Annotated in this window: 21 protein-coding genes; 9 read left to right on the top strand and 12 right to left on the bottom strand. The window is 75.8% G+C overall.

Features of this window, described 5'->3' with window-relative positions:
• Nucleotides 1–22 precede the first annotated feature (22 nt).
• Nucleotides 23–4,387, bottom strand: a complete 4,365-nt coding sequence (locus tag ACZ6PY_RS15905) for a peptidoglycan-binding protein (protein ID WP_466072784.1) — start codon at nt 4,385–4,387, stop codon at nt 23–25.
• A 295-nt stretch (nt 4,388–4,682) separates the two neighbouring features.
• On the opposite strand from ACZ6PY_RS15905, the gene ACZ6PY_RS15900 reads away from it, so the two are divergent.
• A complete protein-coding gene (locus ACZ6PY_RS15900; RefSeq protein WP_466072782.1) occupies nt 4,683–5,312 on the top strand; it encodes a response regulator transcription factor in 630 nt (209 codons plus the stop codon).
• Nucleotides 5,313–5,426: 114 nt separating this feature from the next.
• Nucleotides 5,427–6,035 (top strand): LuxR C-terminal-related transcriptional regulator, encoded by a 609-nt coding sequence (locus ACZ6PY_RS15895; protein WP_466072780.1) that lies wholly within the window; start codon nt 5,427–5,429, stop codon nt 6,033–6,035.
• On the opposite strand, the gene ACZ6PY_RS15890 is transcribed toward ACZ6PY_RS15895, so the two are convergent.
• From ACZ6PY_RS15890 to ACZ6PY_RS15865, 6 genes are all read right to left on the bottom strand, one after another.
• The gene (locus ACZ6PY_RS15890) at nt 5,965–7,749 is read right to left on the bottom strand and encodes an ATP-binding cassette domain-containing protein (RefSeq protein ID WP_466072778.1); all 1,785 of its coding nucleotides are present in this window, start codon (nt 7,747–7,749) and stop codon (nt 5,965–5,967) included. The genes ACZ6PY_RS15895 and ACZ6PY_RS15890 overlap by 71 nt on opposite strands.
• Entirely contained in the window at nt 7,746–9,413 is a 1,668-nt protein-coding gene (locus ACZ6PY_RS15885; protein WP_466072776.1) for an ABC transporter ATP-binding protein, read from the bottom strand. Before ACZ6PY_RS15885 ends, ACZ6PY_RS15890 begins: the two co-directional genes overlap by 4 nt.
• Nucleotides 9,414–9,476: 63 nt before the next feature.
• Complete coding sequence (locus tag ACZ6PY_RS15880) at nt 9,477–9,596, bottom strand: SapB/AmfS family lanthipeptide (RefSeq protein ID WP_109816733.1); 120 nt, start codon at nt 9,594–9,596, stop codon at nt 9,477–9,479.
• Between the two features lie 74 nt (nt 9,597–9,670).
• The gene (locus ACZ6PY_RS15875; protein ID WP_269692070.1) at nt 9,671–9,790 is read right to left on the bottom strand and encodes a SapB/AmfS family lanthipeptide; all 120 of its coding nucleotides are present in this window, start codon (nt 9,788–9,790) and stop codon (nt 9,671–9,673) included.
• Nucleotides 9,791–9,862: 72 nt separating this feature from the next.
• Nucleotides 9,863–12,430: a class III lanthionine synthetase LanKC gene (gene lanKC, locus ACZ6PY_RS15870; RefSeq protein WP_466072773.1), complete on the bottom strand. Its 2,568-nt coding sequence runs from the start codon at nt 12,428–12,430 to the stop codon at nt 9,863–9,865.
• A gap of 243 nt (nt 12,431–12,673) precedes the next feature.
• On the bottom strand, nt 12,674–13,528 hold the full coding sequence (locus ACZ6PY_RS15865) for a S1 family peptidase (protein ID WP_466072771.1): 855 nt from the start codon (nt 13,526–13,528) through the stop codon (nt 12,674–12,676).
• Nucleotides 13,529–13,715: 187 nt separating this feature from the next.
• Between ACZ6PY_RS15865 and ACZ6PY_RS15860 the strand changes: the two genes are divergently transcribed.
• The 4 genes from ACZ6PY_RS15860 (at nt 13,716) to ACZ6PY_RS15845 (ending at nt 19,036) form a co-directional block, all read left to right on the top strand.
• Nucleotides 13,716–16,508, top strand: coding sequence for an FAD-binding and (Fe-S)-binding domain-containing protein (locus ACZ6PY_RS15860; RefSeq protein WP_466072769.1), 2,793 nt, complete (start codon nt 13,716–13,718; stop codon nt 16,506–16,508).
• 24 nt (nt 16,509–16,532) lie between these two features.
• On the top strand, nt 16,533–16,955 hold the full coding sequence (locus ACZ6PY_RS15855; RefSeq protein WP_466072767.1) for a glutaredoxin domain-containing protein: 423 nt from the start codon (nt 16,533–16,535) through the stop codon (nt 16,953–16,955).
• Nucleotides 16,956–17,032: 77 nt separating this feature from the next.
• Nucleotides 17,033–18,064: a nitronate monooxygenase gene (locus ACZ6PY_RS15850; RefSeq protein ID WP_466072765.1), complete on the top strand. Its 1,032-nt coding sequence runs from the start codon at nt 17,033–17,035 to the stop codon at nt 18,062–18,064.
• Nucleotides 18,065–18,169: 105 nt separating this feature from the next.
• The gene (locus ACZ6PY_RS15845) at nt 18,170–19,036 is read left to right on the top strand and encodes an SDR family NAD(P)-dependent oxidoreductase (protein ID WP_466072763.1); all 867 of its coding nucleotides are present in this window, start codon (nt 18,170–18,172) and stop codon (nt 19,034–19,036) included.
• A 54-nt stretch (nt 19,037–19,090) separates the two neighbouring features.
• Here the strand turns inward: ACZ6PY_RS15845 and ACZ6PY_RS15840 are convergent, their stop codons facing one another.
• From ACZ6PY_RS15840 to ACZ6PY_RS15820, 5 genes are read right to left on the bottom strand one after another with little or no spacing between them, the layout of a single operon-like run.
• Nucleotides 19,091–20,329, bottom strand: coding sequence for a styrene monooxygenase/indole monooxygenase family protein (locus ACZ6PY_RS15840; RefSeq protein ID WP_466072761.1), 1,239 nt, complete (start codon nt 20,327–20,329; stop codon nt 19,091–19,093).
• A 19-nt stretch (nt 20,330–20,348) separates the two neighbouring features.
• Complete coding sequence (locus tag ACZ6PY_RS15835; protein ID WP_313720081.1) at nt 20,349–20,939, bottom strand: GTP-binding protein; 591 nt, start codon at nt 20,937–20,939, stop codon at nt 20,349–20,351.
• Complete coding sequence (locus ACZ6PY_RS15830) at nt 20,932–21,267, bottom strand: DUF742 domain-containing protein (protein WP_466072759.1); 336 nt, start codon at nt 21,265–21,267, stop codon at nt 20,932–20,934. Before ACZ6PY_RS15830 ends, ACZ6PY_RS15835 begins: the two co-directional genes overlap by 8 nt.
• Nucleotides 21,268–21,289: 22 nt before the next feature.
• Nucleotides 21,290–21,739: a roadblock/LC7 domain-containing protein gene (locus ACZ6PY_RS15825; RefSeq protein WP_313720083.1), complete on the bottom strand. Its 450-nt coding sequence runs from the start codon at nt 21,737–21,739 to the stop codon at nt 21,290–21,292.
• Nucleotides 21,736–22,893: a sensor histidine kinase gene (locus tag ACZ6PY_RS15820; RefSeq protein ID WP_466072756.1), complete on the bottom strand. Its 1,158-nt coding sequence runs from the start codon at nt 22,891–22,893 to the stop codon at nt 21,736–21,738. Before ACZ6PY_RS15820 ends, ACZ6PY_RS15825 begins: the two co-directional genes overlap by 4 nt.
• A 231-nt stretch (nt 22,894–23,124) precedes the next feature.
• On the opposite strand from ACZ6PY_RS15820, the gene ACZ6PY_RS15815 reads away from it, so the two are divergent.
• The 3 genes from ACZ6PY_RS15815 to ACZ6PY_RS15805 are packed head-to-tail and all read left to right on the top strand — an operon-like array spanning nt 23,125 to nt 24,515.
• Nucleotides 23,125–23,781: an SGNH/GDSL hydrolase family protein gene (locus ACZ6PY_RS15815; protein WP_466072754.1), complete on the top strand. Its 657-nt coding sequence runs from the start codon at nt 23,125–23,127 to the stop codon at nt 23,779–23,781.
• A 37-nt stretch (nt 23,782–23,818) separates the two neighbouring features.
• Nucleotides 23,819–24,199 carry a VOC family protein gene (locus ACZ6PY_RS15810; RefSeq protein WP_466072752.1) on the top strand — a complete coding sequence of 127 codons (381 nt, stop codon included), beginning with the start codon at nt 23,819–23,821 and terminating at the stop codon, nt 24,197–24,199.
• Between the two features lie 49 nt (nt 24,200–24,248).
• Nucleotides 24,249–24,515 carry a YegP family protein gene (locus ACZ6PY_RS15805; protein ID WP_466072750.1) on the top strand — a complete coding sequence of 89 codons (267 nt, stop codon included), beginning with the start codon at nt 24,249–24,251 and terminating at the stop codon, nt 24,513–24,515.
• Nucleotides 24,516–24,523 lie beyond the last annotated feature (8 nt).

Raw genomic sequence — 24,523 nt, 5'->3', positions numbered from 1 at the left:
TCCCGTCCTTGCGTACCGCCGGTCATGCCGTGACCCGCGGCAGGTCGCTCAGGTCCAGCCGCAGCGAGCCGCGGGCTGCCGAGAGGGTCCGCTCGCCCGCCGGCAGCGCCGTCACGGGCAGCGTGTAGCGGTGCCCGGCCGGCCAGGTGGGCCAGCCGACCAGCGAGGCGAGCGCGGTGGCCACCGGAGCGTCGGCGCTCACCACCTGCCGGATCGCGCCGATGAGCGCGTTCTCGTGGGCGTCGGTCCACCCGGTGGGCGGACCGTCGAAGTTCTGCAGCGCCTTGGCCCGGGTCAGCACGGTGTGCAGCTCGCTGGCCGCCCGGGGCCGGGTGCGGAACTCCGGCTTCTCGCCCACCGACGCCGGGGGTCCGACCGCCACGAGCTGGTGCGCCCGGTACTGCTGCCAGCAGGCGAGCAGGGCGACCGACCGTTCGGAGGTGAACAGGTCGCCGATCCGGGCCCGGCGGGGCTGCCCGTCGGCGCCGGTCACCCCGGGCACCGTCGGCGCGGCCGCCGGGTCCGGCGAGTCCCAGTCGGTGACGAGCAGGTCGTGCAACCGCTGCCTGGCGACCGTCCACATACCCCGGCGCACCCCGTCGTGGCCGCGCAGGGCCAGCGCGTACCGGTGCAGCCAGTGCCAGGAACGGAGCCCGAGCAGCTCCAGCGTGGTGCCTACCGATTCGCGGGCCGCGCCGGTCGAGTCGGTCTCCGCCGGGCGGGCCCGCAGCACCCGCAGCTCCGGGTGGAGCAGCCCGCCCCCGTCCTTGCCCCAGCCGGGCACGGCGTTGATCCCGCCGAGCCCGCCGAGCGCGTCGTACGCGTCCCGGTCGGTGGCCCGCAGCCAGGCCAGGTACGCCCACATCTCACCGGGCTCCGCGCCGATGTCCAGCGCCGGGGGCAGCGTGGTGGGCACGGTCCGCGGCCCGTCCGCCCGCCAGCCGAACGGGCCGAACCGGAGCACCGCCGGGTCGTCGGCCGCGACGGCGTCGAACCAGCCGCCGGCCGCGTCGGGCACCCGGTTCTCGGCGACCGCGCGGAGCACCTTGAAGGTGGAGAGCTGACGGGCGGCGCGGGCGCCGGGGTCACCGCCGCCCGCGATCGCGGCGGCCAGCGCCGTCAAGGTGGGCCCGGTGCCGTCGTCCTGCGGCCGGGGCAGCAGCGCCTCCGGCAGCAGCTCCGACTCCGGGTCGAGCACCGGCCCGCTCCACTCGGCGTCGGTGGCGTGGCCCCGGTACGCACCGAGCCGGATCAGCTCCGGGTGCCCGGGCGGCGGGTTGCCCGCGCCGGCGGGCCGGCCCGTCACCACGCGCGAGTAGAGCCGCTGGTCGGTGGCCGTGACCTCGTCGAAGAGCCAGACGTTCGGCTGGGCCAGCCGCTGTGGGGTGTCCCCGGTGACCTGCCAGGACTCCACCACCACGGGGCAGCGCCAGCGCTTGTCCAGCCAGTGCTTGACGGCGACCTGGGTGGCCAGGTCGGCCACCCCGCTGATCGGCCCGAGGTAGCGCTCGGACTCCGGCACGTCGACCGGTTGCAGCCGGTCCGACCACCGGGGCGCGGTCGCGCCGGCCGGCTCGACGGCCGCGCGCTCCCCCCGGGCGTACGCCTGGAACTCCCGCACCGCCCAGTAGGTGACGAGGCCGTAGCTGCCGTCGGTCGCGCCGGGCGTGCGGAAACCCAGTGTGGCGAGGTCCTGCTGGAGGCGGCTCACCCAGCGCTCGGTGACCAGTTTCCCGGGCCGCTCCACCCCGTCGTAGCGGGCGAGCGCCGTGCCGGCGGCGTCCTGGTCGCCGGCGCGCAGCACGAACCCGCCGTACGGCGCCGGCGTGGTCAGCGAGCAGCCGAACGACAGGTCGACGGTGTACGTGGTGAGCGCGGCGGCCCGGTTCTCCCCGGGCAGGTGCCACCAGAGCCGCTGGGTGGCCGTCTTGCACTCGCCGGCCGGCCAGTCGAAGGTGATCTCACCGAGGTTGTTGCGGCCGACGATCTCCTTGCCGTTGCCCCAGGAGCCCTTGTAGTGGTCCAGGTTGCGGGCCGCCGCCAGGTACTGGGCGAGCGCCTGGTCGCGGGGCAACCCGGCCGGGTCGACCACGGCCTCCGGGGTGCCGTCCCGGCGGACCTCCGGGTCGGCCTCGTCGTGCCGGAGGAACTGCACGTACACGTTCCACTCGGGCGGCCGGCCGAGGATCTTCAGGGCGTCGTAGTCGCTGACCGAGGGCCGGCCGGACACCCACCAGCCGGTGGTGGCGTCGGCCCCGACGGTCACCTGCACGCCGGCCTGCATCCGCTGGCCCTCCTTGTCGGGCCGCTCGTTGGCCCAGCCGACCAGGTCGATCCGGCCGGTCACGTCGAGCAGCGGCACGTAGCCGACGTCGTGCAGCGCCCGCGTCGCCGTGTCCTCGTTGCGGAACGCGCTGGCCACGAAGCCGGCGAGCACGCCCTCGGTGCGGTTGACCCCCTCGTACGGCTTGGCCCGGTCGGGCCCGCAGCCGTAGGGGAGCGTCGCCGAGTAGCGGATCCGCTCGGCCGAGCCGAAGTGGATGTCCCCGCCGAGCAGCACGAGCCGCCGGCGGCGTACCCCGTCCGGGCCGGGCGGCGCGGCGGCGAAGAGCCGGGCCAGCACCTTGTGCACGGCGGCGTCGCTGGCCACCCAGGCGTCCTCGGCGTCGGCGGTCCACCGCCCTGCCGCCGCCTTGGCCAGCGGCTGGGCGAACTGTTCCAGGATCGGCACACCGAACAGCGCCACCGGCTGCGCGACCACGCTGACCCCGTCGTCGCCGAGCACCCCGCCGCCGGTGAGCATCTCGTCCAGCGGGTCGTCGTCCAGCAGCAGGCCGCCGGGGTGGCCGGGACCGCCCGGATACTGCCGCCAGGTCCGGGTGTCCAGCGCGATCAGCTGGTAGCGCGGCCAGGTCACCGTGTAGTGGTAGGTCAGCGCGCCGGCCGGGCGCACGAGCTTCCCCTCCGGGGTGACCCCGGTGGGCAACCCCAACCGGGTACGCAGGGCCAGGTCGTCGGCATCGTTGGGCGCGGCGGACCAGCCGCGCAGGGCGGTGAGCGCGGCCCGGCCGGGCTCACCGGCGGCGCCGCTCTCGGCGAACCGGTCCGGGGTGTTGCCCCAGGCCTGGAAGACCACGAAGGCGGCCATCGCGTTGCGCACGATCCGCCGGCCCAGCGGCGAGGTGACCACCGCGTCGTCCACCCAGGACCGGGTCATGTTCCAGTCGTCGGTGACCTCGTGGTCGTCGGCGACCATGTACGTCGTCACGTTGGCGAGCTGCCGGCGCACCGCGGCCAGGCCGGCCCGGAAACCGGTGAGCGCGAGGGCCTGCCGCTGCCACCGTTCCCAGCGCTCGATGATCTCCTTCTGCTGGGCGCTCGGCGAGTACGGCCGGCCGGCGCGCATCAGGTCGTAGACCGTCTCGCCGGGGCGGCGGTCCTGCGGGTCCTTGAGGATCCGGGTGTCCGCGGGCAGCACGTGCTCGAAGGTCGGCCAGCTCGCCGGCCAGAGCACGTCCGACCAGGCCAGCAGGTACATGCACAGGTACTCGCGCAGCGACATCAGATGACTGTCGGCGTACCCGGAGGTGAACTTCGCGTCCCGGGCCACGGCGGTGGCCCGCTTTCCCGGCAGGTACGTCAGGTCGGTCGGCGGCGAGCTGGTGCCGACCGGCATCGCCTCCGGGGCGAGCCCCAGCCGCGCCGCCACCCCCTGGTACGCGGGGACCGCCGGCTCGCTGCCGACGGCCGGCAGCGCGTCGTGGCCGTGGATGATGCCGAGCAGCGGATCCGCCACGTCGTCGGCGTAGATCTGGTCGCCGCCGAGGACGAGCTGGTGCGGGCGGCGCGCCGGGTCCCCGCCCGCCGCCGCGATGATCGGGTCGAGGGCGGGGAAGGCGTCCTGGCCCTCGCCGTGCGGCTTGCGGCACGAGCCGTGGAAGATGCGCAGCTGGTTGGGGTCGGTCGGCGGGGTGACGAAGGTGGGCACGGCCGGCACCGCGGCCGGCGCCTGCGGGTGGCCCTGGTAGGTGAGCGCGGTGCGGGCGGCCGCGGCGGTGGCGGCCACCACGTCGGGGTCGAACAGGCTGCCCGCGCTCGCCCCGCCGGCGAACGCGAGGTCGTAGCCGTAGAGGGTGCCCGGGGCGAGGGTCACCCCGGTGACGGTCACCGCGGCCACGTGGAGCCGGTCGGCGAGCTTGACGGTGGCCCGGCTCCCCGTGCCGACGGTGGCGCCGCGGGCGTAGCCGGGGGCGGCGCCGAGCGCGAAGACGGTCAGCGTCACCGTGCACTCGGCGCGCAGGGCGACGAAGACGGTGACGCCGGTCGGGTCGGCGCGGCGCACGATCGGGCCGCAGAGCACGAGGGGCAGGCCGGTCGGAGCGGTCATGCGGTGTCCCTTCACCCGCGGCCGGTGTTTCGTTCGGCCTTGATTGAAGTCACTGCGTAACCGCGCGAACACCCTCGCAACAGCGCGAAGGTTCGACCTTGCCGGGTGACAACCGTCGGGCCGACGACGGGGGTGCCCGGCTGACCGTCCAGGCTGAACGTCCACTCAGGCTGTTTCACTGACGGAGACCCGACGCGCGCTTGTCCCGGGCGGCCCGGGCGCGCTAGTACCGCGGCCGCGGTACATCTCCGCGCCAACTCGACTATCCGGCGGCGTTTCGGGCACAGTGTCCCGGGTGGGCGACGTACGGGATGGAACGGTGGCCGCGCCGGTGCGGGTGGCGGTGGTCGCCGAGCCGGGTCTGCTGCGGACGGTCGTGGTCGCGGTCCTCGCCGCCACGCCGGACTTCGAGGTGGTCGGCGAGACCGAGCCGGACCGGAGCGTGTCGGCGCTGCTCGCCGCCTGCCGTCCGGACCTGCTGCTCGTGGACCTCGACGCGGTGGATGACCCCGCCGCCGTCGCCGGGCCGCCCGGCGCCGACGGGCGCGCGGTCGTCGTGCTGACCGCGCGGCGCACCGCGCGGGCGCTGCGCCGCGCTCTCGGTGCCCGGGTGCGCGGGGTGGTGGCCACGGACGTGCCGCCGGAGGAACTGGTCGAGCTGTTGCGGGCGGTCGCCCGCGGGCAGCGCATGATCGACCCGCTGACCGCGCTCGCCGCCCTCGACGCCGCGGTGAACCCGCTCAGCGAACGGGAGCGGGAGGTGGCCGCGGCGGCGGCGGAGGGTCTGCGGACCGGGGAGATCGCGAAGCAGCTCCACCTGGCCCCGGGCACCGTGCGGAACCACGTGTCGAGCCTGTTGCGCAAGACCGGGGCCCGCAGCCGCTGGGAGGCGGTCCAGCGGGCCCGGGATGCGTGCTGGATCTGACGACACGCGGATCACGGCTGTTGCGTAGCGGTCACCTTCGATTAAATTCCTGACGGTGCGTCACCAGGCGCGCACGTGTTGTCAGGGATCGGGGGGTCATGTCCGGGAGTCGCCATGGTCCGCACGCTGCTCGCGCTCAAGGGTGGGTTGATCCGAGGGGCCCTCGCCCACCTGCTGGCGGCCGAGGGCGACATCGACGTCGTGGGCGAGGCGGCCACGGCGCACGCGTTACGGGACGCGCTGGCGGGTGACCGGCCGGACGTGGCCGTCGTCGACGCCGACCTCGTACCGCTGCACCAGCTCGCCCGGATCGCCGCGGCCGGGCCCGACGGCGGGGGCCGGCTGCTGGTCCTGGTCGAACAGCGCCGCGCCGCCCGGGTCCGCCCGGTGCTCGCCGAGCACGGGCGCCGGATCGGTTTCCTGAGCCGGGACGTGCCGCCGCAGCGGATCGCCGAGGGCGTACGGCTGCTCGCCCGCGGTGAACTGGTGCTCGATCCGGACCTGGTGGTCGCGGCGCTGGAGGTCGCCGACAGCCCGCTGACGCGCCGCGAGCGGGAGGTGCTCGACGTGGCGGCCGAGGGACATCCGGTCCGGGACATCGCCGAGAAGTTGACCGTCTCGGCGGGGACGGTGCGCAACCACCTGTCCCGGATCATGGCGAAGACCGGCGCGCGGACCCGGTTGGAAGCGGTGCGGATCGCCCGGGAGTCGGGCTGGATCTGACCGGCTCCGCCCCGGCCTCCCAGTAGCCCACCAGCTCCCGGTAGGCGGCCGAGCGGGCCAGCAGACCCTGGTGGTCGTCGAGCAGCGCGTGGCGGCCGTCGAGCAGCAGCACCCGGCGGGCGCGCAGCGCCGAACTGACCCGGTGGGCCACCACCACGAGTGTGCCGGCCCGTTCGGCGAACGCGGTCTCCAGCCGCGCCTCGGCGGCCGGGTCGAGGTGGCAGGTGGCCTCGTCGAGGACGACCAGGGGGGCGGGCGAGAGCCAGGCGCGGAGCAGGGCCAGTTCCTGACGCTCCCCGGCGGACAGGCCGGTCGGGCGCAGCGTCGCGTCCAGGCCGCCGAGGCGGTCCACCAGCCCGGACAGGCCCAGCCGGGCCGCCGCCCGGACGATCGCCGGGTCCGCCAGGTCGGGCCGGAGATAGCGGAGGTTGTCCCGGAGACTGCCGGTGAAGACGTAGGCCTCCTGCGGGATCAGCACCCGTCGCCGGGCCAGCTCGGCGGCCGTGGCCCCGGCCACCGGCGTCCCGCCCACCTCGACCGTGCCGGCCTGCGGACGCAGCACCCCGGCGATCAACGCGGCCAGGGTGGACTTGCCGATCCCGCTGGCGCCCACCACCACGAGGTGGTCGCCGTCGGGCACGTCGAGGTCGAAGCCGTCGAGCACCGGTTCGGCGTGCGGCCCGTACCGGAACGTCACGCCGCGCAGGGACAGCGCCGGCGGGCCGGGTCGCGCGGGCCGGGCCGGGCCGGCGGGCGTGGCCGCCCCGGACACCGGGACGGCGGTGCGCAGCAGCCGGTCCAGGGTGACGGTGAACCGCAGCCCTCCGGCGGCCACGCCCTGGACGAGGGTGTGCAGGGCGGGTTGCACCCCGCGGACGACGTAGACCAGGGCGCCCAGCACCGCGCCCGGCCCGAGGCCCTGCCGGACCAGCCAGGGGGTGGCGAGCACGACCACCGGCACCGGCAGCCAGCCGCCGACGGCCAGGCTCAGGCCACGGGTGACGGCCATGCCGGCCAGCCGCCTCTCCACCCGCGCCTGCGCGTCGACGTGCCGGCCCAGCCACCGGGTGACCTCGTCCCGCACGCCGCTGGCCGAGACGTCGCGGTGGCCGGCGATCGCCGTGACCGCGACCCGGGTGAGGCGTTCGTCGGCGAGCACGTACTCCCGCTGGCGGGCGATCATCGCCGGTACGGCCGCCGCGAACAGGGCGAGCCCGGCCAGCACCGGCACGGTGACGAGCAGGGCGGCCGGGGCGGCGAGGGAGCACAACCCGACGATCGCGGCGCAGGCGGCGAAGAGGAAGCCGCGGACCACCGTCAGCAGGCCGGCCCAGGTGTCCCGGACGATCTCCACCTGATGGGTCAGGCGGCCCACCGCCGCGTCGTCCACCCGGCCGTCGCTCGCGCCGGCCAGCGCGCCGGCCACCACCCGGCGCAGCAGGTCGTCCCGGAACGGCTCGACCACGTCGCCGAGGCACGCGTACGCCCGGTTGGTGCCCACGGCGCCGACGAGCACGGCGGCCGCGAGCAGCCCCAGCCAGAGCAGCCCGACCACCGGGCGGCCGGCCAGGAAACCGGCGTCCACGGCCCGCGCCGTCAGCAGCCCGGCCAGCGCCGCCGGCAGCGCCTCGGCCACCGACCAGGCCGCCAGCCGGGCGAGCGCGGGCCGCCGCGCCCGCAGCGCGGCCCGGGTCACCGCACCGACCGTGGTCACGACCGGAACACCGCCCGGTAGTCGGGGTCGGCCCACAACTCGGCGTGCGGACCGACCGCGCGGATCCGTCCGCCCGCCACCCAGGCCACCAGGTCGGCCCGGGCGGCGGTGCCGACCCGGTGGCTCACCACGACCCGGGTACGCCGGTCCGCCCGGTCGGTCAGCGCCCGGCTCACCCGGTACTCGGTCACCGTGTCCAGGCTGGACGTGGCGTCGTCGAGGATGAGCAGCCGCTCGGCCCGCAGCGCGCGGGCGAGGCCGAGTCGTTGCCGTTCCCCGCCCGACATGGCGACCCCGGCCAACGGCGTGCCGTACCGGTCGGGCAGCCGCTCGACGAAGTCGTCGATGGCGGCGGCCCGTGCCAGCGGCACCGGGTCGGCTCCGCACCCGACCGCGGCGCCCACCGTCTCGCCGACCAGCACGGGCCGTTCGAACCCGTAGCCGACCGCCGCGTGCAGCGCCGCGGCCGACAGGTCGGGCAGCGGCACCCCGTCCAGCCGCACCTCCCCGGCGTCCGGGTCGCGCAGCCGGCCGGCGACGGCCGCGAACAGCGACTTGCCGGCGCCGGACGGGCCGACGACAGCGAGCAGCGCGCCGCCCGGCACCCGCAGGTCCACCCCGTCGAGCAGCGGCCGGCCGTCGTCGGCCCGCACGGCGACCCCGCGCAGTTCCAGGTGGCCGGGGCCGGGCGGCAGGGTCCGGGCGCCGTACCGGCGGGCCGGTTCGGTGAGCACCTCGGCGGCGCGACGACAACCGGCGCGTACCCGGACGGCCTTGTTGAGGGCGCTGACCACGGTGCCCAGGCCGGCGCCGAGCGCGGCGTACTGGAGGGCGGCCAGCAGGTCGCCCGGCGTCAGCCGCCCGGCGGCCAGGGAGAGCCCGCCCACGGCGACGACCGCCAGTTGCAGCATGGGGCTGAGCACCGCACCCCGGGTCGCCGCCCCGGCCAGCACGGTCCACGTCCGGGTGCCGTGCCGCCGCAGCTCGGCCACCGGGGCCAGGACCCGCTCGACCTCCCGACCGGTGGTGCCGGCGGCGGCGATGGTCCGCGCTCCGGTCAGCGCCTCCACCAGCAGCCCGGCGAGGTGCCCCTGGGCCCGCTGGTAACCGGCGACGGCGGCGGACGCGTCGGCGACGAACCCGCGCAGCAGCACGCCCAGCAGCACCAGCCCGACGACGAATGTCGCGCCGAGCCACGGATCGATCATGGTGAGGGCCACCAGGCTGCCCACCGGCGGCAGCAGCACGGTGCCGGCCAGCACGACGGTCGGGGCCGCCTGCCCCGCGTCGGCCACTTGGCCCACCAGGCGACCGACCAGGTCACCCACCGGGTGACGGGCCGCGGTCCGGGGATCGAGGGCGAGGAGGTGCCGGATCAGGGTGTGGCGCAGGCCGGCGACCGACCGTGCGCTCGCCGCGCCGGTGCCGTAGTCCCGCACCACGCCCGCGCCGACCAGCAGGGCGACGAGGCCACCCACCGCGGCGAGCCAGCGGCCGGCGGACTCCCCGGCGGTGGCGCCGACGGCGGCGTCGACCGCCCGCCCCAGGGCCGCGGGCAGCGCCAACTCGGCCGCCGCCCCGGCCACGGTGACCAGGGCCAGCACCGGGGTCCACCAGCCGGCGGACCCGACGGCGCGCCACAGGAGCCGGTCGGCCGGGGTCATCGCACCTCCACGGGCGCGGCCCCGGACCGGCGTGAGCCGGCCCGGGGCCAGGCGAACCGATCGTCAGTTGCAGGTGGTGATGCTCAGCGAGCTGTCGCCGCAGAGCAGCAGGCTGGCCTGGCTGCCACCGCCGGTACGCTCGGCGGCCGGCAGTTCCATCCCCTGAAGGTCGAGCAGTGCCATGACTTTCCCCTTTCGCTGGTGATGACGTGTCGCTCGGGTCGGTTGGCTGGTCATCGGTGCCGATAACCGCCGGGTCAGTTGCAGGTGGTGACGCTCAGCGAGCTGTCGCCGCAGAGCAGCAGGCTGGCCTGGCTGCCACCGCCGGTACGCTCGGCGGCCGGCAGCTCCATCCCCTGGAGGTCGAGCAGGGCCATGTCGTTCACCTCCTTCCGTACGCGTCGGGTCGGTCCGCCCCGGGGTGACCCCCGGGGAGCTGGGTGGGCCGGTCAGTCACCGGCCGGTGGGGTGGGCCCGGCGGGCGTGGCGCCCGGCAGCGGTGCGAGGAACGGCAGGCCGGGGCCCGCCGGCCGGGTCGCGGCGAGGGCGCTCAGCACGCCGGCGGTGCCGGTGGCCAGGTCCATGGAGAGCCGCAGCAGCTGGTCGCCGGGGAAGGCGGTCAGCCCCCGGTACGGCAGGGCGTGCCAGCTCAGCAGCCGGGCCTGCCGGCGAGCGGCTTCGCGCTCACCCCGCGCGGCCAGGTAGGTCACGATCCCGGCGCGGCCGGCGAAGAGCCCGGACTGGGCGTAGAACGGGAAGTCGGCGCAGCGACGGATCCGGGCGGCGGCGGTGCGCGACGTCTCGTCGCCGTGGTGGCGCAGGTACTGGTCGAGCACCAGGCCGACGCCCACGCTGCCCTCGGCGAGGTAGGGCATGGTCCGCCAGCCCTCGTTGACCTCCAGGTGGCCGGCGTCGCGCCGGACGCACCGCCGCAGGTCCTGGCGCAGCGCGGTCGCGGCGTGGTCGAGCAGGCTCCGGTCGTGGTCCAGCTCGTACATCCGCAGCAGCATCAGCGCCACGCCGGCGCCGCCCCGGAACAGCCCCGCGTACGGGTGGCGGCCACCGCTGACCTCGGCGACCGAGTCGACGTCGCCGAGCCGGTCGACGACCAGGTCGACGGCCCGCCGGGCCGCGTCGGCGTAGCGCCGGTCGCCGGTGAGCCCGGCGAAGTGGGCCAGGTTGAGCGCGACACCGGACAGGCCGCTCATCAGGTCGTTGCCGAGTTCGGTCCACGGCTCGTCGAGGCAGCGCTCCAGCAGCCGCAGCGCCTCGGCGCGGTGCCCGAGCAGGTCCAGCACGTACGCGACGCCGTGCAGCCCGTCGTAAAAGCCGAGCCGGCTGCCCGACGCCGGTTCCCGTACCCGGTCGATCAGCCACCGCTCGTGCTCGGGGTCGGTGCCGGCGCCGGCGGCGTGCAGCGCCCAGAGCACCCCGGCCGCGCCGTGGGCCAGGTTCAGCCCGCCGTCGGCCCCGGCGAACTGCCGGATGTCGCCGGGGAAGAGGCGGTCGTCGCGGTGCGGGGTGGCGCTCGCGGTGATCGCGGCGGCGAGCCGGTCCCGCAGTGCCGGCCAGTCCTCCGGGTCGATCCGCGACGCGTCCTGGTGTCCGCTCCCGGTCGCGGTCGCGCCGAGGATCACGGCGACCGCCTCGTCGAGCAGGCCCCGGGGGACGGGGAACTGTTCCGCCACCACGTCGGCCAGGTGGGCCGCCTTCTCCGGCGCCAGCCGGAGCATCGCGGTCAGTGGCAGGAAGAGGGCCAGCCGCAGGCAGGCCAGGGCGTACCGGTCGACGTCGAAGCCGGTCCGGTCGCGGGGCGCGGCGAAGGCCTGGTTGCGCAGGGCCGGCCGGGCGGCCGCCGCGGCGGGGGTCGCGACCTCGAAGTCGACGAGCGTGACGGCCCCGTCGTCGCCGACCATGATGTTGAACATGTGCAGGTCGCCGTAGACCACGCCGTGGGCGTGGATGGCGTCGACCGCCTCGGCGACCTGTCGGTGGAGGTCGAGGGCCCACCGGGTGTACGCCTCCCGGTCGGCGTCGAGGTGGACCAGCGGGTAGCGCTCCACCACCAGCTGGTTCAGCGGGCGGCCCGCGACGAACGCCAGCGCCAGGAACTCGTGCCCGCCGAAGCTGAACTCGTCGTGCACCCGCACCAGGTGCGGCACCCCGGCGAGCCGGCGCAGCGTCTCGGCCTCCCGGCGCAGGCGGGTCACCGCGTCCGCGCCGGTGGCGTCCAGCCCGGCGTGCGGGCGGGCCTCCTTGAGCACGACCCGGTCCCCGGTGCGGGTGTCCCGGGCCTCGTAGAGACCGCCGCCGTTGGAGAAGTGGATGACCTTCTCGATCCGGTAGGGCAGGTCGGTGGTGGTGGCCGCGTTCCGGGCGGCCAGGTGCGGGGCGAGGAAGTCGGGCAGGGTGACCCAGTCGGGCACGTGGAAGACCGGGTCGCGCCGGTCGGGCACCAGGGTGCCGGTGGCGTCCTCGACGGCCGGCACCACCTGGCCCTCGGGGGAGAGGCAGTACCGGGCGGCGAAACCGCCGTAGCGCAGGTACACCGGGCCGTCGCCGTAGCGCAGGTCGCTCAGGATGTACGGCCCGGTCTCGCCGTCGAGCAGCGCGGCCAGTTCCTTGGCGGTCAGCTCCAGTTCCGCGTTGTCGCGGGGGTAGACCGTGATGAACTTGCCGCTGGCGGCCCGGCGGGCGTACTTGCTGTTGCGCATGAGCAGCATCCGCGGGCCGCGCAGGTACTTGAACGGGATGCCGCGGGGCTCGCAGTAGTCCATCACCCGGGCCAGCACCCGCTCGGCGTTGTCCAGCCGGGCCGACACGTGGATCTTCCACCCCTGCGGCGGGAGGGAGCCGGCGACCGGACCGTGCACCAGCCAGTCGTCCTTGACCTCACGCTCCCAACCGGGCGCCGGCGGGCGGTCCGCCGCGTAGCCGGGGGTCTCGACGTCGGAGCTGGCGAGCGAGTCGTAGAACAGCGGGTCGACCGCGCAGTACGAGTCGTACCGTTCGTCCATGTCGTCTGCCTCCACCGGCTGATCGGTTGAGGTCCATCCTTCGGACGGCGGAGGGGGGAGCAAAGTGTGCTCAGTCATGACCCGGGCGTGAGTTTCACACCCCGATTTCGTGACAACGGCGGAGTTTGAACTCGCGAATGCCGCGCCAGGAGTGCGGCGCTCTCCCGCCGGACAGGCGAAGACCCGCACCGGCCGCGGGCCGGTGCGGGTCTTCCCGGGCCGGCCGACGGCCGGCGGGTGGACTCAGTAGACGGTCACGCCGTACGCGCTCGCCGCCTCGGTGACGGGCTGGAAGAAGGTGGTGCCGCCGCTGCGGCAGTCACCGCTGCCGCCGGAGGTGATGCCCAGCGCCTTGGTGCCGTCGTAGAGCGGGCCGCCGGAGTCGCCCGGTTCGGCGCAGACGGTGGTCTGGATCATGCCCCGGACCGTGCCGCCGCCCTGGTAGCGGACTGTCACGTTCAACGCGGTGACCGTGCCGCCGTGGGTGCCGGTGGTCGAGCCGGTGCGCTTGACCGCCTCACCGACGAACGCGTTCGCGGCGGTGTAGCCGCCGGGGTGGCTGAGCGCGGTGTTGTCGTAGCGGACGAGGGCGTAGTCGTTGCCGGGGAAGCTGGAGCTGACGGTCGGCCCGATCAGCGTCTTGAGGCCGGAGTCGGTGTACCAGGTCTTCGCGACGTTGCCGCAGTGCCCGGCGGTGAGGAAGTAGTAGACGTTCGACTTCACCACGTTGAAGCCGAGCGAGCACCGGTAGCCGCCGCCGTAGATGGCGTTGCCGGCGGACAGCAGCGGGCGGAAGGTGCCCCGGGCCCGGTCGACCCGGATCGCGCCCGCCGCGGCCCCGGCGCTCTTCTTGACCGCCGCGACCTCGGCGGCGGACACGCTGTCGTCGGCGGTCACCACGACGCGGCCCGCCTCGACGCGCCAGGCGATGCCCTGCACGCCGGAGGCGGCGACGGCGGCGTCGACCCGGGCCAGCTGGTCGGCGGTGAAACCCGGGGCGGCGGCGGAGGCGGCGCCCGGTACGGCGAAGGCGCCGGCGGCCACGAGGCCGACGGTCGCGGCGAGCAGGGGGGTGAATCGGCTTCGGCGGATTCTCACGGTCTTCTCCTGACGGTGAAGGCCGCCGGTTGCGTCGGCGTCCATGCCGTGTCGACGGGGTCGGCTCGGGGTGTGACCTCGACGAACGCTGTAGCGGCGAGTATCTACCCTGGTCGATGGGGATGCAAGGGGTCGGTGGCGCGTCGTCCGGTGCTGACTAGGGTGAGCGCGGGGAGGTGCGGCGAGCATGGTGGAGCTGAGCGGCGACGCGCGGGCCGGACTGGAGGCGGTGGTGCCCGGTGGGGTGGCCACCCGGGCGGCGGACCGGCTCCGGCTGGCTCACGACGCGTCGCACTACCTGCTGCACCCGAGCGCGGTGGTGACGCCGGCCGACGCCGACCAGGTCGCTGCCCTGCTGCGGCACAGCCGCCGCACCGGCACCCCGCTGACGTTCCGCTCCGGCGGCACCAGCCTGAGCGGGCAGGCGGTCACCGACCGGCTGCTCGTCGACACCCGGCGGCACTTCCGCGACCTTGACGTCCTGGACGACGGCCGGCGGGTGCGGGTGCAGCCCGGCGTGGTGCTGCGGCAGGTCAACGCCCGCCTCGCCCCGTACGGCCGCAAGCTCGGCCCGGACCCGGCCAGCGAGTCCGCCTGCACGGTCGGCGGTGTGGTCGCCAACAACTCCAGCGGGATGACCTGCGGCACCGAGTTCAACACCTACCGGACGCTGGAGTCGCTGCTGCTGGTGCTGCCCAGCGGCACCGTGCTCGACACCGGCGCCCCGGACGCCGACGCCCGGCTGCGCGCCGCCGAGCCGGACCTGCACGCCGGCCTGCTGCGGCTGCGCGACCGGGTCCGCGGCAACCCCGACTCGGTGCGCCGGGTCCGCGCCCAGTACGCCATGAAGAACACCATGGGGTACGGGGTGAACGCCTTCCTCGACCACGACGACCCCGCCGACCTGCTCACCCGGCTGGTGGTGGGCAGCGAGGGCACCCTCGCCTTCGTGGCGGCGGCGACCTTCCGCACCGTACCCGTGCACCGGCACGCCGCGACCGGCCTGCTGGTCTTCGACACCCTGGCCGCGGCGATGGCCGCCATGCCGGCGCTGGTGGCCGCGGGGCCGGCGGCGATCGAGCTGCTCGACGCGGCCGCCCTGCGGGTCGCCCAGGGGGACCCGAGGGCGGACGCCGCGCTGCGCGGCCTGGCCGTGCGCGACCACGCGGCCCTGCTGGTCGAGTGGCAGGAGTCCGACCCGGAGGCGCTGGCCGGGCGCGTCGCCGCCGCCCGGCCCGTGCTGGCCGACCTGCCGCTGACCACCCCGGCCCGGCTCAGCGGCGAGGCCGCGGCCCGCGCCGCGCTCTGGCACATCCGCAAGGGCCTGTACGCGGCGGTGGCCGGCGCCCGCCCGTCCGGCACCACCGCGCTGCTGGAGGACATCGCCGTCCCGGTCGAGGCCCTCGCCGACACCTGCGCCGCGCTCGCCGGCCTCTTCGACCGGCACCGGTACGAGGAGAGCGTCATCTTCGGCCACGCCAAGGACGGCAACCTGCACTTCATGCTGAACGAGCGGTTCGCCGGCGGGGCGGCCCCGGAGCGCTACGCCGAGTTCACCGAGGAGATGGTCGACCTGGTGCTCGGCCACGGCGGCACGCTCAAGGCCGAGCACGGCACCGGCCGGGTGATGGCCCCCTACGTGCGCCGCCAGTTCGGCGACGAGCTGTACGCGGTGATGCGCGAGGTCAAGACGCTCTGTGACCCGGACTGCGTGCTGAACCCGGGTGTGCTGCTCAGCGACGACCCGGAGATCCACCTGCGGCACCTGAAGACCGTGCCGACCGTGGAGGAGGAGGTGGACCGCTGCGTCGAGTGCGGCTACTGCGAGCCGGTCTGCCCGAGCCGCGACCTCACCACCACCCCCCGGCAGCGGATCGTGCTGCGCCGGGAGATCGCCGCCGCCCGCGCCGCCGGCGACCCGGCCCTGGCCGGGGAACTGGAGGACGCCTACGACTACGACGCGGTGGACACCTGCGCCGTGGACGGCATGTGCGCCACCGCCTGCCCGGTCCTCATCAACACCGGCGACCTCGTGAAGCGGCTGCGGGCCGACCGCAACGGCGGGGCCGCGCAGGCCGGCTGGCGGGGCGCCGCCCGCCGTTGGGACGCCACCACCCGGGGCATGGCCCGCGGGCTGGACCTGGCCGGCGCGCTGCCGCCCGCGCTGCCCGAGGCGGCCACCCGGGCCGCCCGCGCGGTCCTCGGCGCCGAACGGGTCCCGCAGTGGCGGCGCGACCTGCCCCGGGGCGGCCGGGCGCGCCGGCCCCACCCGGTCGGTGAGCCGGACGCCGTCTTCGTGCCGTCCTGCCTCGGCACGCTCTTCGCCCCGGCGCAGGGCGGCTCCGGCGTGGCCGCCGCCCTGCTCACCCTCGCCGACCGGGCCGGCGTGCGCCTGCTCGTGCCCGACGGGATCGCGAGCATGTGCTGCGGCACCCCCTGGTCGTCCAAGGGCCTCACGGCCGGCTACGAGGCGGTACGCGACCGGGTGCCGCCGGCGCTGCGCGCGGCCAGCCGCGACGGCGTGCTGCCGGTGGTCAGCGACGCCGCCTCCTGCACCGAGGGCTTCACGAAGCTGCTCGCCGGAGCCGGCGACCTGCGGGTGGTCGACGCCGTCGCGTACGCGGCCGGCGAGCTGCTGCCCCGGCTCACCGTGCGCCGCCGGCTCGGCTCCCTCGCGCTGCACCCGACCTGCTCGTCCACCCGGCTCGGGCTGGACGACGCGCTGCTCGCCGTGGCCTCGGCGATCGCCGACGAGGTGGTGGTGCCGGAGGGCTGGCAGTGCTGCGGGTTCGCGGGCGACCGGGGGCTGCTGCACCCGGAGCTGACCGCGTCGGCCACCCGCGCCGAGGCCGCCGCCGTCACCACCCGCTCCTTCGACGGGTACGCCTCGGTGAACCGCACCTGCGAGATCGGCATGGCCCGGGCCACCGGGCAGCCCTACCGCCACCTGCTCGAACTGCTGGCCGAGGCGACCGCCTGACCGGGGCGGGTAGCATCCCGCGACGTGCTGCGTAGTTGGTGGATGGCCGGCCTGGTGCTGGTGGTCGGGGTGGTCGTCGCGGTCCGGGCGTACAGCCCGGTGGTGGGTGTCGTCGAGCTCCTGGTCTTCGCGGTCCTGGCGGCCCTGTTCTCGCCGCTGGTGTTCCCGCGGTCGCTGACCGCCGCCGAGGCGCGGGAGCGCAGCGCGCGCGACGGGCGGCCGGTGGTCTACTGGCGGCCCGGCTGCCGCTACTGCCTCCGCCTGCGGCTGCGGCTGGGTCACCGGGCCGGGCGGGCGTACTGGGTGAACATCTGGCGCGACCCCGACGGGGCGGCGGCGGTCCGGGCGGTCACCGGCGGCGACGAGACGGTGCCGACCGTGGTGCTGCCCGGCGAGGCCGTGGTCAACCCCGAGCCGGCCTGGCTGCGCGAACGCCTGCCGGCCTGACGGAGCGCCGCGTCCAGGCGGCGTGAACCTCGCCGGGCGGGCGGAGATGATCCGCGGCGGGCGGGCAGACTGGTGCCGTGGACGGGATACGGGAACTGCTCGGGGTGGACCTGCCGGTGGTGGCCGCGCCGATGGCCGGTGGGCCGACCACCACGGGGCTGGCGACGGCGGTGGGTGCGGCCGGCGGGTTCGCGTTCCTGGCCGCCGGCTACAAGACGCCCGAGGCGGTGGCGGCCGAGATGGCCGAGCTGCGCGCCGCCGGCCGGCCGTTCGGGGTGAACGTCTTCGTGCCCACCCCGGTGCCGGTGGTGGAGGCGGAGTTCCGCCGCTACGCGACCCGGATCGCCGCCGAGGGCGCGCCCTACGGCCTCGACCTGGCGGCCGCCCCGCGCACCGAGGACGACGACCACTGGGCGGCGAAGCTCGACCTGCTGCGCGCCGAGCCGGTGCCGGTGGTCAGCTTCACCTTCGGCCCGCCGCCGGCGCCCGTGGTCCGGGACCTGCGGCGGGCCGGCACCCGGGTGCTGGTCACGGTGACCGACCCGGCCGAGGCGGCGGCAGCGGTCGACCTCGGGGTGGACGGGCTGGTCGCGCAGAGCGGCGCCGCCGGCGGGCACCTGGGCACCTTCACCCCGGACGCCCCACCGCCGCCGCGCCCGCTGCCCGACCTGGTCGCACTGGTGGCCGGCCGGACCGGGTTGCCGGTGCTCGGCGCGGGCGGGATCGGCGGCCCCGGGGACGTCCGGGCCGCGCTCGCCGCCGGCGCCACCGGCGTGCTGGTCGGCACGCTGCTGCTGCGGGCCGACGAGGCCGGCACCGGCCGGACCCACCGGGACGCGCTGGCCGACCCGCTGCGGGACCGGACGGTGGTCACCCGCGCCTTCACCGGCCGCCCGGCGCGCGGGCTGCGCAACGACTTCATCGACCGGCACGAGGCGGCCGCCCCGCTCGGCTACCCGGCGCTGCACCACCTGACCCGGCCGCTGCGGGTCGCCGCCGCCGGGGCCGGGGACGCCGACCGGCTGCACCTGTGGGCCGGCACGGGCTGGCGCGGCGCCCGGGACGCTCCGGTCGCCGACCTCCTCACGGACCTGACCCACACGCTCTGACCGGGCCCGCCCGCCGTCGCGCCGGCGAACGCCGGGCGCGGAGGGTGCGGACGGGTCTACGGTGCGAGAGGGGACCGGGTGCCGTCGGCGGGGAGGTGGGGTGCGATGTCCGCAGCGCCGCTGTCCGGGCGGGTCGCCGTGGTCACCGGCGCGGCGCGCGGGATCGGCCGGGCCGCCGCCGTGGCGCTCGCCGAGGCGGGCGCGGAGGTGGCCGGGGTGGACGTGGCCGGGCCGGTCAGCCCGATCCTCGACTTCCCGCCGGCCACCCCCGACGACCTTGCCGAGACCGGCCGGCGGGTCGCCGCGGCCGGGGTGCGCTGGTCCGCGCATGTCGCCGACCAGCGGGACATCGGGGCGGTGCGCGCGGTGGCCGCGGCGGTCGAGCGCGAGCACGGCGGCGTCGACGTGCTGTTCGCCAACGCCGGCATCCAGGCGTTCAAGCCCCTGCTGGAGATGGCCGACGCCGACTGGCACGACCAGATCGACGTCAACCTCACCGGCACCGCGAACGTCCTGCGGGTGTTCGCCCCGCTGCTGGTCCGCCGCGGCGGCGGCCGGATCGTGGTCACCTCCTCCACCCAGGGGCACCACGGCACGACGAACGGTGCGGCCTACTCGGCGTCGAAGTGGGGGCTCATCGGCCTGGTCAAGTCGGCGGCGCTGGAGCTGGGCGCGCACGGGATCACGGTGAACGCGGTGATCCCCGGCCTGGTCGACACCGCCCTGACCCGGCACCAGGACCGCTACGCGCAGGCCATCGTCGAGGGCGGGAAGTCCCCGTCCGGGGACCCCGCCGCCGACGAGCGGAGCGCGGTCGAGGCCCTGCGGGCGAAGACCCCGCTCGGGGTGCCGTGGATCCAGCCGGAGGACGTGGCGCCGCTGGTGGTGTTCCTCGCCTCGGACGGCGCGCGGATGGTCAGCGGCACCTCCTTCGCCGCCACGGCCGGCGACAGCGCCCACGTGACCGCCTGACCGGCCGGCGCGGGCCGGGAGCCGCCCGGGCGGCGGCCCCCGACCGTCGGGCGGTCAGCCGGCGACCGAGGCCAGGTAGCGCTCGGCGGCGTCCGGGGTCAGGAACCAGTCCCGGAAGTCGTTCGGGTCGCCGAACCCGTTGGCGAACCGCCGGGCCACCACCGGGTTGCCGGCGGCGGCGCCGAGCAGCTGCTGCACGTGCGGCGGCAACGGTTGCAGCATGGCGTTCGTCCAGCCCGTGACGGCCTCGCCGGTCCCGGCCCAGAAGCGTTCGAAGGTCCGCGTCATCCAGTCCCGGTCGAAGGGCCGGTCGCCGTGCTCCAGGATCGACCCCAGGTACGCGTACGCGCACTTGGCGGCCGTGTTGCTGCCCTGGCCGGTGATCGGGTCGTTGGCCACCACCACGTCGGCCATGCCCAGCACCAGCCCGCCCGAGGGCAGCTCCGCCACCGGGTGGCGCACGGTCGGCGTGTAGCGCCCGGACAGGGTGGCCCGCCCGTCGGTCAGCTCCACCTCGGCGCACCGCTCGTAGATCCACGGCGTGTAGCGGCGGGCCAGGTCGAGGGTGAGCTTCAGGTGCTCGGCCGGGTCGCGCCGCTCGGTCCACAGGTCCAGCGGCCCACCGGGTACCGCCTCCCAGAACAGGATCTCGCAGGGTCCGGAGTGGGTCAGGGCCGGGATGACGAACAGCTCACCCAGCCCCGGGACGGCGTTGAAGCTGACGTGCGGCACCGGCAGCAGCGGGTCCGGGGCCATCCCGTGCACGTACGCCACGGCCAGCCCGCGCTGCGGCGCGTCGTACACCGAGCGGGCCGGGTCGCGGTCGAAGACGCCGACCAGGTCGCCCTTGCCGGCGGCCACCACGGTCAGGTCGTAGCGGCCGAGCCGGGCCAGGCCGTCCAGGTCGCTGGTGGTCACCGTCTGGTAGAGCACCGTCCCGCCGCGCTGCTCGAACAGCCCCAGCCAGTCGGCCATCTTGATCCGCTGGTCGGTGCTCTGCGCCGGCTCGTCGAGCGGGCCGACGATGCGCAGCGCCCGCTCGCCGGGCGGCGCGGAGAGCGACACGTGCAGTCCCTCGATCCGGGGCGCGCGGTCCTGCCACAGGTCAAGCCCGTAGCGGCGTTCGGTGGCGAGCGCGGGGCCGAACATGGCCTGGGTGCTCATCACCCAGCCCCGCCGGATCTCGTCGGGCGTCCGGGCCGACATCACCGTGACGTCGTAGCCCTCGGCCTGCAGGCTCAGGGCGAGCTGGAGCCCGGACTGTCCGGCCCCGACGATCAGGATTCTGCGCATGGTTCCTCCAGGGGTTGGGCTACCGCGCCGCGAGCGCGCCGGCGGCGGGCCGGGGGGTGCGGGACATGGCGTGTTCCACGACCGTGAGCAGCGCCCGCGCCACCGACGACGGGTCGCGGGCGTCGCAGGCGGTCAGGGGTACGTGGGCCGGAAGCGCGAGCGCGGCGCGGACGTCGTCGAGCGGGTGGTGCAGCACCCCGTCGAAGAGGTTCACGCAGACCACGAAGGGCACGTCGCTGTCCTGCTCGAAGTAGTTGACAGCCGGGAACGAGGCGCCCAGGTCGCGGGTGTCGGCGAGCACCAGCGCGCCGACCGCGCCGCGGCACAGGTCGTCCCACATGGGCCAGAACCGCGGCTGGCCGGGTGTGCCGAACAGGTAGAGCACCAGGTCGGGACCGATGGTGAGCCGGCCGAAGTCCATGGCCACGGTCGTGGTCGTCTTGTCGATGCCGGGGTCCAGCCGGTCGACGGTCTCGCTGGCCGCCGTCATCCACGCCTCGGTGTTGATCGGCGGGATCTCCGAGATGGACCCGACGCAGGTGGTCTTGCCGACCCCGAAACCGCCGGCGATGACGATCTTCGCCGAGGTCAGCAGCGGGCTGTCAGGCAAGTTCGCGGAGGCCATCGCGCAGTCTCTCCAGGAGGCGGAAGTCGACGTTGTGGTGGTCGTTGTGCACCAGCAGCCGGTCGGTGGCGGCCAGGTCGTCGACGACGACCCGGGTGACCCCCAGCGAGATGCCGCACACCGCGGAGAGTTCGGCCACCGAGCGGGCCGCCCGGCGGGCCTGCTCGTAGAGCGAGCGGGCCTCGGGCAGCAGCCCGGCGGCGAACACGGCGTCGTAGTAGGGCACCGACACCAGGGTGTGCACCAGCAGCGGCTGCCGGGTGCGGGTGCGGCCGGCGGTCAGCACGTACGGCCGGACCTTCCAGTACCTCATCTGCATGGTCGTCCTCCGGCCGTCAGCGGGCCTGCGCGGCGGTCATCCGGTGCAGCTCGTGCCGGACGGCCGGCGTGAGGGCGTGCCAGACGGCGCCGACGAACTGCGTCATCCGGTACGAGACGACCCGCAGGTCGCAGCCGGGCGCGGCGGCCACCGCCAGGCCCGCGGACTCGCCGACCCGCATGAAGAGCAGGTGCCCGCGGGGCAACCGGACGGTCAGGTACTCGGCGGAGCCCAGCTCCAGCAGGGCGGCGCTGCGGTCGGCCATGCTGAGCAGGCCGGCGGTCAGCGCGGCGAGCTGGTCGCCGAGGTCGCGGCCGACGCCGTGCGAGGCGGCCAGCTGCAGGCCGTCCAGCGACACCAGCATGGCGTGGTTGACCCCGGGCACGTCCTCGACGAACTGCCGGATCAGCCAGGCGCAGTCGGGCAGCCCGTTGCCCGTGCCGGTTCCCGGGTACGCGTGGTTCATGGCTGCCGTCCTTCGTGGTCGGTGGGGGTGCGGGCGTCGCTGACGCCGGCCGCGAAGGCGGCCGTCTCGTCCGGCCACGCCTCGGGCGGGGAGCCCCCCGCGCCGGGGTCGGCGGGGGGTCGGGGCGCCGGGACCTGGTCGCGGACGCTCTCGGGTACCCGTCGGGGCAGTCCGGCGGTGGGCCGTGGGTCGGCGGCGGGCCCGTCGAGGGTGGTGAGCCGGACGGTCGGCCCGTTGGTGCCGTCGTGGGTCGCGGCCATCGGCGTACTCCAGTGGTTGGTCCCGCGCCGGCCGGGTGGCCAGGCCGGCGGTGGCGCGGGCGCGGCGGTGGCCGGCTCCGGGGCGGGGATCTCGCAGAGGAGGGCGCCGGGGACGGCCACGGAGGCGGTGGTCCCGCCGGCGGGCCGGGTGGTGAGGGTGACCCGCAGCTGGTGGGCGACGGCCAGGTGGGCCACCACGGCGAGCCCGAGGTGGGCCGCGGGGTCGAGGGTGACCGGGGTGGCCGGCCGGCCGCTGAGCAGCGCGTTGAGCTGGCCGAGGTGGTCGGGGTGCAGGCCGACGCCGGCGTCCTCGACCCGCAGCAGGACGCCGCCGTCCTCGGTGACGAACGCCGACACGGTCACGGCCGCGGTGGGCGGGGAGAACCGGGTGGCGTTGTCGAGCAGCTCGGTGAGGACGCGGATCACGTCGTCGGCGGCGAACTCGACCACCGCCAGCTCGACGACGTGCCCCACCCGGATGCGCGGATAGTGCTCGACCGCGGAGGCGGCGGCGCGGACCACGTCGACCAGCGGGACGGTCTGGGGATCGGCGTCCTCGACCCGGCGGCCCAGCAGCACCTGGAGGTTCTCCGCGTGCCGCCGGATCCGGGTGTTCGCGTGGTCGATGCGGTAGAGGCGCTCCAGGCGTTCGGGGTCCTGCTCGTCGGCCTCGACGGCCTCCAGGTGGGCGCCCATCTGGTACGCCGCGGCGAGGATCCGCAGGGCGAACTGGTCGCAGATGGCGGGCCACGGTCCGGGCCCCGGGTCCTCCCGGGGTGCCGGTTCGGGTGTCTCCGGCGGCGCGACGTCCCACCGGGCGACGGTGGGATCGAGCCAGCGGGCCGCCCGTTGCCGCCAGGTGGCCCGCGGTGGGGTGGTGTCCGCGCTTCTCACGAAAGAACCGACCTGTCCATGATTTTCGGCTCTGGCATGGTGCAGCAGTCAACCATCCGCTGTGCACCGATTGCAACGTTGGAGGGCAAATTGGTGAGGTTGTCACACTCCCGTCGCCACGCCGTCACGGTGGTGTGATCGGTCCGGGGCCGCGAAACGCAACAGCCGGACGGAGGTTTTTTCCCGGCGGGTCGGCCGGCCGTGGGGCGGCGAGCGGCGTACGGCATGATCATGGAAAGCGACGCGGGAGGGGACGGGCGGATGACGGTGGAGGTGCCGCGCGGCGGCCGGGTGCTCTTCATCGGCGACAGCATCACCGACGCCGGCCGGGACCGGTCCGGCGGCGAGGACCTCGGCACCGGATACGCCATGATGGCCTCCGCCTGGTTCACCGCCCGCCACCCCGGCCACGGTGCCACCTTCCTCAACCGCGGGATCAGCGGCGACCGGGTACGTGACCTGCGGGCCCGCTGGGAGGACGACTGCCTGGCCCTCGCCCCGCAGGTGGTGTCGGTGCTGATCGGCATCAACGACACCTGGCGGCGCTACACCCGCGACGACCCGACCAGCGCCGCCGACTTCGCCCGCGACTACCGGCACCTGCTCGAGGCCACCCGGCCGCTGGGCGCCCGGCTGGTCCTCGTCGAGCCCTTCCTGGTCCCGCTGGACGACGCGCAGCACGCGTGGCGGGAGGACCTCGACCCGAAGGTCGAGGTGGTCCGCACGCTCGCCGCCGAGTGCGGCGCGACCCTGGTGGCGGTGGACGAGCTGTTCCAGGCCGCCGGCGTGGACGGCCGCGTCTGGACCCGCGACGGGGTGCACCCGACTCCGTTCGGTCACGCGCTGATCGCCCAGGCCTGGCTGCGGGCCGTCAGCCCCACGGCCTGAGCCTGCCATCGACGCCGATCATGGTTAGGCTCGGCGGATGCACCGCTCCCGGCTGTACGCCCTGATCCTCGACGCGCCCCGCGACGCCGCCGCCCCGGCGGTCGAGTTCTGGTCCGCGGCGCTCGGCGCGCCGACCCGCACCGACCCGGCCGAACCGCAGTTCACCGGCCTGTCCGGGGTGGTGCCCGGCCTGGTCACCGCCGTCCAGTCGGTGGACGACGCGCCCCGGCACCACCTGGACATCGAGACCGACGACGTGACCGCCGAGGTGGACCGGCTGGTCCGACTCGGCGCCACGCCGGTCTCCCGCTGGCTCGACTGCCACGTGCTGCGGGCGCCGGGCGGTCACCTGCTCTGCGTGATCCCGGTGGCCAGCGACCCGGAGCTGTTCGCCGCGACGGCCACCCGGTGGGACTGACGGCCGGGAGCGGGGGTGTCGCCGCCGGTCCGCCGGGTAAGCGCCCGGGATGAAGTTCCTCATCGCCGCGGCCGACACCGGCACCTACGGGTTCACCCTGCTCGGCGACGACGGCCAGGTCATCGCCACCGGCCGGCAGTACCCCGACAAGGCCGCCGCCCTCGCGGTCGTCGCGGACATGATGCGCGAGATCGGTGACGCCGAGATCGAGGAGCGGACCGAGCCGGCGGAGCGGGCCGTGACGCCACCCAGCCGGACGGTCGACGGGGAACCCGACCTGGCCCGGATCGGGCGGTCCGGCATCCCGCCCGTCTGACCGCCGGG

This window comes from Micromonospora sp. NPDC048907 (assembly GCF_055586885.1).
Note: the sequence above shows the minus strand (reverse complement) of the source record. Positions and strands in the feature narration are given on the sequence as shown.